Annotated in this window: 15 protein-coding genes; 6 read left to right on the forward strand and 9 right to left on the reverse strand. The window is 70.1% G+C overall.

The genetic code is table 11. The features are described from left to right. Nucleotides 1–120 precede the first annotated feature (120 nt). The gene (locus tag RTA_RS05000; protein ID WP_013900296.1) at nucleotides 121–531 is read left to right on the forward strand and encodes a RidA family protein; all 411 of its coding nucleotides are present in this window, start codon (nucleotides 121–123) and stop codon (nucleotides 529–531) included. On the opposite strand, the gene ruvC is transcribed toward RTA_RS05000, so the two are convergent. Genes ruvC through RTA_RS05015 form a run of 3 tightly spaced genes read right to left on the reverse strand, consistent with a single transcriptional unit; the run spans nucleotide 528 to nucleotide 1788 of the window. After that, a complete protein-coding gene (gene ruvC / locus RTA_RS05005) occupies nucleotides 528–1076 on the reverse strand; it encodes a crossover junction endodeoxyribonuclease RuvC (RefSeq protein WP_013900297.1) in 549 nt (182 codons plus the stop codon). The genes RTA_RS05000 and ruvC overlap by 4 nt on opposite strands. A gap of 2 nt (nucleotides 1077–1078) precedes the next feature. Then, nucleotides 1079–1492, reverse strand: a complete 414-nt coding sequence (locus RTA_RS05010; protein ID WP_013900298.1) for a type II toxin-antitoxin system VapC family toxin — start codon at nucleotides 1490–1492, stop codon at nucleotides 1079–1081. Continuing rightward, nucleotides 1492–1788, reverse strand: coding sequence for an antitoxin (locus RTA_RS05015; protein ID WP_013900299.1), 297 nt, complete (start codon nucleotides 1786–1788; stop codon nucleotides 1492–1494). Before RTA_RS05015 ends, RTA_RS05010 begins: the two co-directional genes overlap by 1 nt. Before the next feature lie 183 nt (nucleotides 1789–1971). On the opposite strand from RTA_RS05015, the gene RTA_RS05020 reads away from it, so the two are divergent. Next, nucleotides 1972–2544 carry an Hsp20/alpha crystallin family protein gene (locus RTA_RS05020; RefSeq protein ID WP_013900300.1) on the forward strand — a complete coding sequence of 191 codons (573 nt, stop codon included), beginning with the start codon at nucleotides 1972–1974 and terminating at the stop codon, nucleotides 2542–2544. Nucleotides 2545–2706: 162 nt separating this feature from the next. Next, nucleotides 2707–3393 carry a diguanylate cyclase domain-containing protein gene (locus RTA_RS05025; protein ID WP_158307818.1) on the forward strand — a complete coding sequence of 229 codons (687 nt, stop codon included), beginning with the start codon at nucleotides 2707–2709 and terminating at the stop codon, nucleotides 3391–3393. 19 nt (nucleotides 3394–3412) lie between these two features. Here the strand turns inward: RTA_RS05025 and RTA_RS05030 are convergent, their stop codons facing one another. Genes RTA_RS05030 through RTA_RS05055 form a run of 6 tightly spaced genes read right to left on the reverse strand, consistent with a single transcriptional unit; the run spans nucleotide 3413 to nucleotide 9147 of the window. Next, the gene (locus RTA_RS05030; protein WP_013900302.1) at nucleotides 3413–4021 is read right to left on the reverse strand and encodes a DedA family protein; all 609 of its coding nucleotides are present in this window, start codon (nucleotides 4019–4021) and stop codon (nucleotides 3413–3415) included. A gap of 47 nt (nucleotides 4022–4068) precedes the next feature. After that, a complete protein-coding gene (mtgA, locus tag RTA_RS05035) occupies nucleotides 4069–4797 on the reverse strand; it encodes a monofunctional biosynthetic peptidoglycan transglycosylase (RefSeq protein ID WP_013900303.1) in 729 nt (242 codons plus the stop codon). After that, complete coding sequence (aroE, locus tag RTA_RS20585) at nucleotides 4794–5627, reverse strand: shikimate dehydrogenase (RefSeq protein ID WP_041675060.1); 834 nt, start codon at nucleotides 5625–5627, stop codon at nucleotides 4794–4796. The genes mtgA and aroE overlap by 4 nt, the downstream gene beginning before the upstream one ends. A gap of 3 nt (nucleotides 5628–5630) precedes the next feature. Then, a complete protein-coding gene (locus RTA_RS20590; protein WP_041676123.1) occupies nucleotides 5631–6479 on the reverse strand; it encodes an energy transducer TonB in 849 nt (282 codons plus the stop codon). Between the two features lie 2 nt (nucleotides 6480–6481). Beyond that, nucleotides 6482–8530: a ribonuclease catalytic domain-containing protein gene (locus RTA_RS05050; RefSeq protein ID WP_013900306.1), complete on the reverse strand. Its 2049-nt coding sequence runs from the start codon at nucleotides 8528–8530 to the stop codon at nucleotides 6482–6484. Between the two features lie 14 nt (nucleotides 8531–8544). After that, entirely contained in the window at nucleotides 8545–9147 is a 603-nt protein-coding gene (locus RTA_RS05055) for a YqiA/YcfP family alpha/beta fold hydrolase (protein ID WP_041675061.1), read from the reverse strand. 33 nt (nucleotides 9148–9180) lie between these two features. Here RTA_RS05055 and rodA point away from each other — a divergent pair, with 33 nt between their 5' ends. The 3 genes from rodA (at nucleotide 9181) to RTA_RS05070 (ending at nucleotide 13159) form a co-directional block, all read left to right on the forward strand. Next, entirely contained in the window at nucleotides 9181–10335 is a 1155-nt protein-coding gene (rodA, locus tag RTA_RS05060; RefSeq protein ID WP_013900308.1) for a rod shape-determining protein RodA, read from the forward strand. A 39-nt stretch (nucleotides 10336–10374) separates the two neighbouring features. Beyond that, nucleotides 10375–11835 (forward strand): metalloprotease TldD, encoded by a 1461-nt coding sequence (tldD, locus tag RTA_RS05065; RefSeq protein WP_013900309.1) that lies wholly within the window; start codon nucleotides 10375–10377, stop codon nucleotides 11833–11835. A gap of 202 nt (nucleotides 11836–12037) precedes the next feature. After that, complete coding sequence (locus RTA_RS05070; RefSeq protein WP_013900310.1) at nucleotides 12038–13159, forward strand: 3-deoxy-7-phosphoheptulonate synthase; 1122 nt, start codon at nucleotides 12038–12040, stop codon at nucleotides 13157–13159. Nucleotides 13160–13167 lie beyond the last annotated feature (8 nt).

Genomic DNA, 13167 nt, shown 5'->3' on the forward strand with positions numbered 1-13167 from the left:
CTTCGAAGATTGTTTGGAGTTTACGGACAGTGATGGCCAGGCTTGCTCGTTTATGCGCGAGGCACGAGGCCCTAGATTGCGCTGACCGTCAATACCGACACCCCCATCGAGGAGCAACCAATGACAAAGCGCGACGTCGTTTTTCCGCCTGGACGCCAGGCCCTTTATGAAAGGAACCGCTATTCGCCTGCGATCCGCTCCAATGGCTTCCTGTTCGTTTCCGGACAAGTAGGCAGTCGCGAGGACGGCTCGCCCGAGCCCGAGCTGGAAGCGCAGGTCCGGCTCGCGTTCGACAACCTGAACGCCGTCCTCGCCGCTGCAGGCTGCACCTTCGACGACGTGGTCGACGTCACCGTCTTCATCGTCGATCCCGAATCGAAGTTCGACACGATCTGGAAGCTGGTGCCGCCGTATTGGGGCAAGGCGCCGCACCCGACGCTGACCGGCATCGGCGTGACCTGGCTCTATGGCTTCGACTTCGAAATCAAGGTGATCGCGAAGCTTCCAGAGACCCGGGAGCTGCCTGCCTAGTAGGTGCGCCCGGCCTTGTACATGCCGGTGCTCCTGCGCGCCGTGCCGGCGGCCCGCGCCAGGCGCGCCATGGAGCTGCCGGCATGGGCGTGGGTGATGGCCAGGCCCAGCGCGTCGGCCGCGTCCTTGCCCGGCAGGCCGGGCAGCTGGAGCAGCCGCTTGACCATCTCCTGCACCTCGGCCTTGCCGGCCCTGCCGTAACCGGCCACCGCCTGCTTCATCTGCAGCGCGGTGTACTCGGCCACCGGCAGCGCCCCCGCCACCAGCGCCGTGACGCAGGCGCCGCGCGCCTGGCCCAGCAGCAGCGTGGACTGCGGATTCGCGTTGACGAACACGATCTCCACCGCCGCGGCGTCCGGCGTGTAGCGCGAGCGCACCTCGGCGATGCCCTCGAACAGCACCTTCAGCCGCGCCGGCAGGTCGCCGCGCGCCAGGTGCGTGGTGCTGATGGTGCCGCTGGCCACGTACCGCAGTGCGTGGCCGTCCAGGTCCACCACGCCGAAGCCGGTGGTCTGCAGGCCGGGGTCGATGCCGAGGATGCGCATGGTCAGGACGGCGCGCGGGTCCAGTTCTCCAGCATCAGCGGCGCCTGGATGCGCCGGTAGTGCCGTTCGTTGTTGGTGACCAGCACGGCGCCTGCGGCCAGGGCATGGGCAGCGATCATCATGTCCACCTCTCCGATGGGCTGCCCGGCCTGCGTCAGCTGGTGGCGGATGGCGGCATACCAATCCGCGCAGTCGGCGTCCCAGGACAGGACGCGGATGATCTTGAACATCCGCTGCACCGCCAGATGCAGCCTGTGCGTGGCGGGCAGCCGCTTCAGGCCGTATTGAAGCTCCGCGCGCGTCATCGCCGAGATGCAGATGTCTGCCGGCGCATGGGTGGCGATGCGCGCCTCGACCTCCGGCGAGGTGCCCTTGACCAGGTAGCTCACCGTATCGGTGTCCAGCAGGTGGAGCATCAGAACCTGGGCCCGCGCACCGACCCCGCCGGTGCCTCGTCGAACAATCCGCCGGAGGCGGGCACGCGGTTCATGGGACGTTCCGTCATGAAGTCGGCCGGCGCTTGCGCCGAATGCAGCAGCTCGAAAAATCCGGCCCAGGCCTGGGCGCCCGGCCGATCGGACAGGATGACGTCCCCGGTCGCTTCGTCACGCGTGACGTACACCTCGTCGCCTTCGAAGCGGAACTCGGCAGGCAGCCGCACGGCCTGGCTGGCACCGTTCTTGAACAGCTTGGCGGTACGTGTCTCGGCCATGGCTTCTCCTTCTATGCCAGTGAGTATATATCGATGTATATACTAATCCACCAGGCACCGAAGTACCAGTGCCAGGCCATCGGCAGGTGCTTCCTACCCGCGCTTGCAGGCGCGGACGACAGCATTGCCTTGCGCGCGCGGCACAGTGGCAGGCCCTTGGCATTTCCGACGAAGGAGTTTCCCATGGCATCGCGTTTTCCGACGCCTTTCCAGGCGCCCTCGCGCAACCTGCGCGCCCCCGACCCGTTCAGCGACCTGCACCGCGAGATGAACCGGCTGTTCGACGACTTTTTTTCCTTCGGCGCACCCACGCCGGGCACCGCCACCCTGGCTCCCATGCCGCGGCTGGACGTGCGCGAGACGGACCAGGAGATCTGCATCAGCGCCGAGCTGCCCGGCGTGAAGCCGGCCGACGTCGACGTGCGCGTGGAAGGCAACCTGCTGACCATCCGGGGCGAGAAGAAGAACGAGGCCGAGCAGCAGCAGCAGCAGCAGGACTACCACCTGATGGAGCGCAGCTACGGCCGCTTCCAGCGATCGCTGCAGCTGCCCTTCCAGCCCGATCCCGGGCAGGTGCGGGCCAGCTTCGAGGATGGGGTGCTCACGGTCCACGTACCGAGGCAGGCCCAGCAGGAGCGCAGCCGCCGCATCGAGATCCAGGCGGGCGCCGGGGCGCAGCACGCGGCGGTCGGCGGTTCCGCGACCGGCAGCGGCGACGATGCCGGCAACCGCCCCGATCCCATGAGCCATCACTGATCCTCCGCCGTCGTGAGGCGCGGCGCGCATTGCCAACGGATCAGCAACCGGTGGTCGGTCACGGATGAGCTGAAAGCTCATCCGCCTATGCGCTGTCCTCCTACAGACGAGCCTGGCTCGGCCGTGGGACAAACGCGCTTCGTTTCCAGCCCGAACCCAGACATGTCCCTCGATCCCGCAGCGGCCCCGGCCGATCACCTCTGGCAGCCCAGCCGGCCTGCGGGTGGGCAGCCGGCGCATGCACCCCTGCAACGCCGCTGGTCGGCTTTGCTGGCCGATTGGGCCTGGGGCACCGCCCTGCGCTGGCGCGCTCCGGCCGGGCGCGGCCACCGGGACCCGTCCAGCGGGCTGCTGCAGAAAGAGGGCTTCCTGCAGCAGGCGACCGCACTGGCGCAGGACTGCCGCGAGCAGGGCCTGCCGCTGTCAGCGGCGGTGTTCGACTTCCCCGACCTGCTGGAGGTGCACCGGATGTACGGCAGCCGCATCAGCAGCCAGCTGCTGGACCGGCTGGGCCGCTCGCTGTGGCGGGCGGCGGGGCGCTCGGGCCTGGCAGGCCGCACCGGCCCTACCCAGTTCGCCCTGGCCCTGCCGCGCCTGACGCAGGCGCAGGCCCGGGCCCAGGTGCAGCGCGTGCTCGGCAAGGTGCCTTGCGTCGAGCTCGACGCCGGCGGCGACGAGCTGGTGCTGGTCGCCGACTTCCTGGTCGCCCAGATCCAGGGCGGCGGCTTCGAAGCGCTGTTCCACCGCCTGCGCGCCGGCCTGTCGCGTGTCCAGGAGCGGCGCCTGCGCATCGAGCGTTACCTGGAAAGCGCGCCCGCCAGCCTGACCCGGCCGGCCGAATTGCACTGAAGGCGCCGCCGCGCCGCCGTCAGGTGCGCCGCGGCTTGCGGCCGAAGGTCAGCACCCGCCACGCGTACCAGGCCAGCAGGCCGCCCACCACGACGCGGGTCGCGATCTCCACCACGTCCTTCACCTTGTCCCAGCGGGTTTCCAGCGCGAAGCCCAGGGCCGCCAGCGCGCCCGTCCACAGCAGGCTGCCGGCCGCCGACCACAACAGGAAGGCACCCAGGGGCATGCGCTCGATCCCGGCGGGCATGGAGATCACGCTGCGGATGGCGGGGATCAGCCGGCCGATCATCACCGAGCGCGCGCCGTGGCGCCGGAAACGGTCCTCCGCCTGCTCCAGGTCCTCGGGGTCCAGGGTGAGCCAGCGGCCGTGCCGTTCGGCGAAGCGCTTGAGCCGGGCGCTGCCCAGGCGGCGCCCGGCCCAGTACCAGGGCAGGGTGCCCAGCAGGGATCCCACCAGGCCGGCTGCGACCACGCCCACCGGGTTCAGGTCGCCGCGCGCCGCCACGAAGCCGGCGAAGGGCATGATCAGCTCCGAGGGGACGGGCGGGAAGATGTTCTCCAGCAGCATGAGGACCGCGATCCCCAGGTAGCTGAAGCGCTCGATGAACTGGATGATCCACTCCGTCATGGCGACATCCAGGTTGGCACCGGCTCCCGGGCCCGGATGTAGGACGGCTACGGGAGCTCGGCCTCGCGCATGCGAGCCACGATGGTGTAGGCACGGCTGGCCAGGTAGCCGGAATTGGGCACCTTCTCGAAGAACCGCGGCCGCGGCAGCATCACCGCCAGGCGCGCCGCCTCGTAAGCGCTGAGGCGGGCGGCGCTCTTGCGCCAATAGTGCTGGGCCGCGGCCTCGGCGCCGAACACCCCCTCGCCCCATTCGACGCTGTTGAGGTAGATCTCCAGGATGCGTTCCTTGGTCAGCAGCTGCTCCAGCGCGAAGGTGAGCACGATCTCCTGGCCTTTGCGCAGCAAGGTGCGCTCGCCCGACAGGAGCAGGTTCTTGGCCAGCTGCTGGGTGATGGTGGAGCCGCCCACGATCCTGGGCGGCCGGGCCTGGCGGCGCAGCTGGGCGCGGCGCGCGGCCTGTTCCTCGGCCTTGGCATTGCGCTGCCAGGCCTTCTCGATGGCCTCCCAGTCCACGCCCTCGTGGCTGGCGAAGCCGTCGTCCTCGGCGGCGATCACCGCCCGCTTGAGGTGATCGGAGATGCGGTCGTACGGCACCCACTGCTGCCGCCAGCGGAACCGTTCCTTCTCGGTGGCCACGCGCCAGGCCTCCGAACGCTGGAAGGCCGTGGACTGCGGGTCCACCACCGCCATCAGCGCGATGCGGCCGATGAAGAACAGCTGCAGGCCCAGGGCGGCCACCAGGGCCAGCAGCAGCCAGCGACCCAGGGCCCTCACTGCCGCGCCAGGCGCTCGCGCAGCCCGTCCAGCACGGCGGCCGAAGGCGGGCGCACGCCGCGCCAGACCTGGAAAGCCTCGGCCGCCTGCTCCACCAGCATGCCCAGGCCGTCGCGCGGCACCGCGCCCAGGCGCCGCGCCCAGTCCATGAAAGGTTGGGCGGCCGGCCCGTACATCAGGTCGCAGGCCAGGGTGCCGGGCCGCAGCACCGCGTCCGGCACCGGCACCGCGCCGCCGGCCAGGCTGCTGGCGCTGGCGTTGACCACCAGGTCGAACGCCTGGCCGGGCTGCTGCAGGCCGGCGGCCTGCAGGCGCACGCCATGGCGGGCGGCCAGCGCCGCGTGACGGTCCACCAGGGCCCGGGCCTTGTCCTCGGTGCGGTTGGCGACCACCACCGCCTGCGGGCCGGCCTCGACCAGCGGTCCCAGCACGCCTGCCGCCGCCCCGCCCGCACCCACCAGCAGCACCCGCCGGCCGGCGATCGCCACGCCGGCGTTGCGCGTGATGTCGTGCACCAGGCCGATGCCGTCGGTGTTGTCGGCGAAGACCTCCTCACCGTCGAAGCGCAGCGTGTTGCAGGCGCCGGCCAGCTCGGCGCGGGCGCTCAGGCGGGTGGCCAGCGGTGCGGCCTCGAACTTGAACGGCACGGTGATGTTGCAGCCGCGCCCGCCGCCGGCGCGGAACTCGCGCACCGCCTGGGCCAGGCCGCCCGGCGGCACCAGCAGGCGCTCGTAGCCCAGGACCTGCCCGGTCAGCTCGGCGAAGCGCGCGTGGATCCACGGCGACTGGCTGTGCGCCACCGGGTTGCCCATCACCCCGTAACGGTCCATCGGCTATCGGCTGGTGAGCTTGGTTTCCAGGGTCTCGTCGCGCGTGAACTTGAAGCGGGAGACGACCACGATCTGGTCGGCGCGGCGCCGCATGGCCTGGCTGAAGCGGCCGAACGGGCCGGCGGCCTTGGCGATGCTCTGGGCGCGGCGGTCCAGGGTGAGGTTGCCCGAGGTCTGGACCACCTCGGTGTCCAGCACCCGGCCGTCGTGGTTGACGGTCACCACCATGGTCAGCTCGCCGTACAGCTTGCGGCCGGCCAGGTGGGGGAAGTTCTGCGTGCCGCGGTCCTCGATCCTGCGGCGCAGCCCGTCGTAGTAGACGGCGTACACCTCCTCGCGGGTGGCGGGACTGATGTAGCGCTTCTTGGGACGCGCGTTCTCCTGGTGGATGCGCCGCTCGATCTCCGCCAGCGCCTTGACCAGCTGGCGGCGCTTTTCCTCCTGGGCCCGGGTCTCCGGGTTGCGGGTGGGCTGCTTGGGCTGGGGCGGGGGCAGGGCGGCCAGCTGCTTCTTCAGCTGGGCCAGCAGCAGCATCTGCTGTTCCTGCATGGCCTCGATCCTCTTTTGCGCTTCCTCGGCGGCGTCGCCCATCTCGGTCAGCGCCGAGGGCGGCAGCGGCGAAGTGGCGCGGCCCTGCTCTGCATCGCCGCCGCCGGCCAGCGCCGCCTGGGCGATGGCCTGCGCCTTGTCGGGCCGCTCGCTGGTGCGGGCGTTGACCAGCACCACTTCCAGCGGGGTGTCCTGGAACACCCGGTTGAAGCGTTCCGGGTCCACGAAGCGCACCGTCAGCAGTCCTGCATGGACCGCAAATGAGATGCCCAGCGCGATCTGCAGGGTGCTGAAGGACTTCAGGTTCACGGAGCAGGATTATGGTCGGGCGCTTCCGGTTCGCTCACATCGACCGCGATGGCGATGGGGCCGGCCACCGCTTCTTCTTCGCCGGTGTCGTCTTCCGCCGACACCGGCGCCCGCTCGGCATCCAGCCGCTCGACCACCGTGCCGTGCACGTCCAGGCCGATCTCGTCGATCTCGCCCAGCCTCACGCGCACCCGCGCGCCCCGCGGCAGGTCGCCGGCGCCCAGCACCGGCAGCACCAGCGGCAGCTCGTCGGCGCGCACCAGGCCTTCCTTGAACACCGTCGCGGTCAGTTCGCCCAGGCCCTGCTGGCGCAGGTACTTCAGCGTCCAGAACCGCTCCATGGCGGCCTGGTAGCCGTTGTAGGCCGAATAGGCGGCGTCGAAGGCCGAGATGATGGAGAACAGCTCCGCGTCCTTGGGCTTGAAAGGCGCGGCCAGGGCGGCGGTGCGGCCATGGCGGGCCGCGGCGATGATCTGCCACTGGTTCACCAGGTCGGTGTAGCGGCGCAGCGGCGAGGTGCTCCAGGCATAGCACTTGACGCCGATGCCGGCATGCGGCGCGGCCTTGGTGCCCATGCGCACCTTGACGCCGGGCGCCAGGCTGGCCTGGCTGCGGTAGATGGCCGGCACGCCCAGGTCGGCCAGCCACTGGCCCCAGCTGCTGTTGGCCAGGATCATGGCCTCGGCCACGATCAGGTCCAGCGGCGCGCCGCGGCGGCGCACGGTGATCTGCACCTCCTCGCCGCCGGTGGGCTCGGCATCGCCGGCGCCGACCAGCTTGAAGCTGTAGTCCGGCCGGTTGAAGGTCTCGGGCCTGCCGCGCACCAGCTCGCGCAGGCCCTTGAGGTGCCGCGCCAGGCGGTACAGGAAGGAGAGCGCGCCGCGCAGGCTGGACGCCGGCTCGGGCACGTTCCCGCCCGGGGAGTCGGCGTCCGCCAGCCATGCCTCCGTGACGAAGGCGTCGAGCTGGTCGTGGCGCAGGTTGTGCGCGATGGGCACCCGCTCCAGCCGGGTCTGGCTGTCCTTCACCACCAGGGTGGCCTCGTCGAGGCTGAGGTACAGCGACACCGCCGGGCAGTCGCGCCCTTCCTGCAGCGTGTAGGCCTGCACCACCTCGTCGGGCAGCATGGTGATCTTGTAGCCCGGCATGTAGACGGTGGACAGGCGCGAGCGCGCCACCTGGTCGATGGGCGTGGACGGCTGCAGGGCCAGGCCGGGCGCCGCGATGTGGATGCCCACCGTTACCGTGCCGCTGCCCAGGCCCTGCACCGACAGCGCGTCGTCGATCTCGGTGGTGCTGGAGTCGTCGATGGAGAACGCCCGCACCGGCGCCAGCGGCAGCTCGTCCCGGATGGCCGGCGCGGCCAGCGGCGGGAAACCCGTGCCCTTGGGGAAGTTGTCGAACAGGAAGCGCTTCCAGTGGAACTGGTAGGGCGAGGTGATGGCCCCGGCCTTCTGCAGCAGCGCCAGCGGCGGCAGCTGCGTGCTGCGCGAGGCCTCGACCACGGCCTTGTACTCGGGCCCGTTCTTGTCCGGCTTGAACAGGATGCGATAAAGCTGCTCGCGGATGGCGGGCGGGCAGCTGCCGGCCGCCAGCTCCGCGGCCCAGGCGCCGATCTGGGCCTGCTGCTGCTGCTTCTTCTCGATGCCGGCCAGCGCCTGCTGGACGATCTCGGCCGGCGCCTTGCGGAAACGGCCCTTGCCGGCGCGGCGGAAGTAGTGCGGCGCCTCGAACAGGCGGAACAGGGCGGCGGCCTGCTGCTCCAGGCTGGCGTCGTCGTTGAAGTAGTCGCGCGCCAGGTCGGCGAAGCCGAACTCCTCCTCGGGCGCGAACTCCCAGGCCAGCTCCAGCTCGATGGAAGGCGCCAGGGCCTGGGCCCGGGCGATCAGTTCCGCCGGCTGGGGCTTGTCGAACTTCAGCAGGACGTGCGCGGCCTTGACCTTGACGCGCTTGCCGCTGTCCAGCTCCACCTGGGCCGAAGCCTCGGCCTCGGACAGCACCCGGCCGGCCTGGAACTTCCCGGCCTCTTCAAATAGGACGAACATCGCGGGATTGTCCCTCACAGGCCGAGGAAGCCCAGCACGTCGTCGATGTGGTCGGGGAAGTCGGACAGCGCGTGGTCGCCGCCTTCCAGCAGCTTGATGCGCGCGCCGGGGTAGCGGCCCGTCATCTCGCGCCAGTCGAGCACCTCGTCGCCCTTGGCGACCACCGCGAAATAGTTCGCGGGCCGCGCCGGCGGCCCGGGCTCCAGGACCCGCAGCTCGTCGACGAAGCGCGGTTCGAAGAAAAAGCGCTCCCCGGGCGCGTGCCAGGCGGCCTGCTCGCCGATGTGCCGGGCCAGGTCGCGCGCCGGATGCACCGCGGGATTGAGCAGCACGGCGCGGCAGCCCGTGGCCTCGGCCACGCAGCTGGCGTAGAAGCCGCCGAGCGAGGAGCCGATCACGCCCATGCCCTCGCGCGGCCAGGCGGCGATGCCGTCCAGCACCAGCGCCATGGCGGCGCGCGGGGAGGGCGGCAGCTGCGGGCACCACCAGGCCACCCCCGGATGCCGTCCGCGCACCCGCGCCTCCACCTGGACCGCCTTGGCCGAGCGCGGCGAGGAGCGGAAGCCATGCAGGTACAGCAGGTGTGTAACAGGGGCGGGTAGGGGGTTTTCTGGCATGGTTTCATCATGCCAGCGTGATAATCCCGGCCCATGCAGGCCGTGTTCGACAAACCCCCCCTGTGGCAGCGCGCTGCCCCCTCGCTGCAAGGCTTCGACGGGCCGCTGGCGTTCGCCATCTTCCTGCTGGTGTGCGCCGGGCTGTTGACGATGTACTCCTCCGGCTTCGACCATGGCACGCGCTTCATGGACCACAGCCGCAACATGCTGATCGCCGGCTTCGTGATGTTCGTCATCGCCCAGGTGCCCCCGCAGCGGCTCATGAGCTTCGCCGTGCCGCTGTACATCATCGGGGTGTCGCTGCTGATCGCAGTGGCGATGTTCGGCATCGCCAAGAAGGGCGCCCGGCGCTGGATCAACGTGGGCATCGTCATCCAGCCTTCCGAGATGCTGAAGATCGCCACTCCGCTGATGCTGGCCTGGTGGTTCCAGAAACGCGAGGGCCACCTGCGGCCGCTGGACTTCATCGTGGCCGGCGGCCTGCTGCTGCTGCCGGTGGGCCTGATCATGAAGCAGCCGGACCTGGGGACCGCGCTGCTGGTCATGGCCGCCGGCCTGTCGGTGATCTTCTTCGCCGGCCTGCCCTGGAGGCTGATCGTGCCGCCGGCGGTGGTGGGCGTGCTGGGCATCGCGCTGCTGATCGGGTTCGAATCGCGGCTGTGCGCCGACGGGGTGGACTGGAAGGTGCTGCACGAGTACCAGCGCCAGCGCGTCTGCACCCTGCTGGACCCGGCCAAGGACCCGCTGGGCAAGGGCTTCCACATCCTCCAGGGCATGATCGCCATCGGCTCGGGCGGCCTGGTCGGCAAGGGTTTCATGCAGGGCACCCAGACGCACCTGGAGTTTATCCCGGAGCGCACCACGGACTTCATCTTCGCGGCGTTCTCCGAGGAGTTCGGGCTGGTGGGCAACCTGTGCCTGATCGCCGCCTTCATCTTCCTGATCTTCCGCGGCCTGGCCATCGCGCTGGAAGCCTCCACCTTGTTCTCGCGCCTGCTGGCCGGCGCGGTGACCATGATCTTCTTCACCTACGCCTTCGTGAACATGGGCATGGTCAGCGGCATCCTGCCGGTGGTGGGCGTGCCGCTGCCCTTCATCAGCTATGGCGGCACCGCCATGGTGACGCTGGGCATGGGGCTGGGCATCCTGATGTCCATCGCCAAGGCCAAGCGGCTGGTGCAGACCTGACGGGCAACCCGACAATCCTGCGGGTCCTAGAATGACCCGATGATTTCCCGCGAACCCACCCTCGAACGCCTGGCCACGGCCCAGCGGCTCCTGCTGGAGCCCTTCGGCCTGGACGAAACCCACCTGTCGCGCGCCCTGGCCGAGATCACGGCCCACCAGGTCGACGACGCCGACCTGTACTTCCAGTACACCCGCAGCGAAGGCTGGAGCCTGGAGGAGGGCATCGTCAAGACCGGCAGCTTCAGCATCGACCAGGGCGTGGGCGTGCGCGCCGTCAGCGGCGAGAAGACGGCCTTCGCCTACTCCGACGACATCTCCGAGGCCTCGCTGCTGGACGCGGCCCGCACCGTGCGGTCGATCTCGGCCGCGGCCCGCTCCGGCCGGGCGCGGGTGGCGCCCAGGAAGGTGGCCTCCAGCCGCACGCTCTACGAAGGCCTGGACCCGATCGCCACGCTGGACAGCACGGCCAAGGTGAAGCTGCTGGAAAAGGCCGAGAAGCTGGCCCGCGCCAGGGACCCGCGCATCGCCCAGGTGATGGCGGGCCTGGCCAGCGAGTGGGACGTGGTGATGGTGGCGCGCGCCGACGGCACGCTGGCCGCCGACGTGCGGCCGCTGGTGCGCCTGTCGGTCACGGTGATCGCCGAGCAGAACGGGCGGCGCGAGGTCGGCTCCAGCGGCGGCGGCGGCCGCTTCGGCCTGGCCTACTTCGACGACGAGCGCATCAACACCTACGTGAACGACGCGGTGCGCGCCGCCCTGACCAACCTGGAGTCGCGCCCGGCCCCGGCCGGCGAGATGACCGTGGTGCTGGGCCCGGGCTGGCCCGGCATCCTGCTGCACGAGGCCATCGGCCACGGCCTGGAGGGGGACTTCAACCGCAAGGGCTCCAGCGCCTTCTCCGGCCGCATCGGCAAGCGGGTGGCTGCCAAGGGCGTGACGGTGCTGGACGACGGCACCATCGCCGACCGCCGCGGCTCGCTCAACGTGGACGACGAGGGCAACGCCAGCCAGCGCAACGTGCTGATCGAGGACGGCATCCTGCGCGGCTACATCCAGGATTCGCTCAACGCCCGGCTGATGGGCGTCAAGCCCACCGGCAACGGCCGGCGCGAGAGCTACGCCCACATCCCGATGCCGCGCATGACCAACACCTACATGCTGGGCGGCGACAAGGCGCCGCAGGAGATCGTGGCCAGCATCAAGAAGGGCCTGTACGCCACCAACTTCGGCGGCGGGCAGGTGGACATCACCTCGGGCAAGTTCGTGTTCTCGGCCAGCGAGGCGTTCTGGGTCGAGAACGGCAAGATCCTGTACCCGGTCAAGGGCGCCACCATCGTGGGCAACGGACCCGACGCGCTGACGCGGGTGACCATGATCGGCGACGACATGAAGCTCGACAGCGGCGTGGGCACCTGCGGCAAGGAAGGCCAGAGCGTGCCGGTGGGCGTGGGCCAGCCCACGCTGCGCATCGACGGCCTGACGGTCGGGGGAACCGCTTGACGGCGGGCCACGGGCCTGTGGTAGATTCCAGCCCCATGCGCAAGCACAGCGTCTTCTTCTTCGGCTACTTTTGGTTCTCTGGCCCTTCGGCGGTCGAGAGCTCTGAGCGCACCTGAAGCAGACGCGAAACAGAACTCCCCAAACCGCCGGCAAGCCCGGCGGTTTTTTTTTGCCTCCACCTTCCACGTTCCAGGAGCACACGATGACCGCGATGACCCCGAACGCCAGCGATGCCTGGTATGCGCGCCCCGTCGACAAGACCAGCCAGACCGACGACGAACGCATCAAGGACATCACCGTGCTGCCTCCGCCCGAACACCTGATCCGCTTCTTCCCGATCCGCGGCACGGCCGTGGAGCAGCTGATCACCGAGACCCGCCGCAGCATCCACCGCATCATGGCCGGCCAGGACGACCGGCTGCTGGTGGTGATCGGCCCGTGCTCCATCCACGACCCCAACGCCGCGCTGGACTACGCCCGCCGGCTGAAGCAGGCGCGCGCCCGGTACGCCGACACGCTGGAGGTCGTGATGCGGGTGTACTTCGAGAAGCCGCGCACCACGGTGGGCTGGAAGGGCCTGATCAACGATCCCTACCTGGACGAGAGCTACCGCATCGACGAAGGCCTGCGCATCGCGCGCCAGCTGCTGATCGAGATCAGCCGCCTCGGGCTGCCGGCCGGCAGCGAGTTCCTGGACGTGATCTCGCCGCAGTACATCGGCGACCTGATCGCCTGGGGCGCCATCGGCGCGCGCACCACCGAGAGCCAGGTGCACCGCGAGCTGGCTTCGGGCTTGTCGGCGCCGATCGGCTTCAAGAACGGCACCGACGGCAACATCCGCATCGCCACCGACGCCATCCAGGCGGCCGCGCGCGGCCACCACTTCCTGTCTGTGCACAAGAACGGGCAGGTGGCCATCGTGCAGACCCAGGGCAACAAGGACTGCCACGTCATCCTGCGCGGCGGCAAGGCGCCCAACTACGACGCGGCCAGCGTGGCGGCGGCCTGCAAGGACCTGGCGTCGGCGGGATTGCTGGCGACGCTGATGGTGGACTGCAGCCATGCCAACAGCAGCAAGCAGCACGAGAAGCAGCTGGAGGTGGCGCGCGACATCGGCGGCCAGATCGCCGGCGGCTCGCGCAGCATCTTCGGCGTGATGGTCGAGAGCCACCTGTGCGCGGGCGCCCAGAAATTCACGCCCGGCCGGGACGATGCCGCGCAGCTGGAGTACGGCAAGAGCATCACCGACGCCTGCCTGGGCTGGGACGATTCGATGCAGGCGCTGGAGCTGCTGTCCTCGGCGGTGCGGGCGCGCCGGCGCTGACGGCCGGG

This window comes from Ramlibacter tataouinensis TTB310 (assembly GCF_000215705.1).
Lineage (GTDB): Bacteria > Pseudomonadota > Gammaproteobacteria > Burkholderiales > Burkholderiaceae_C > Ramlibacter > Ramlibacter tataouinensis.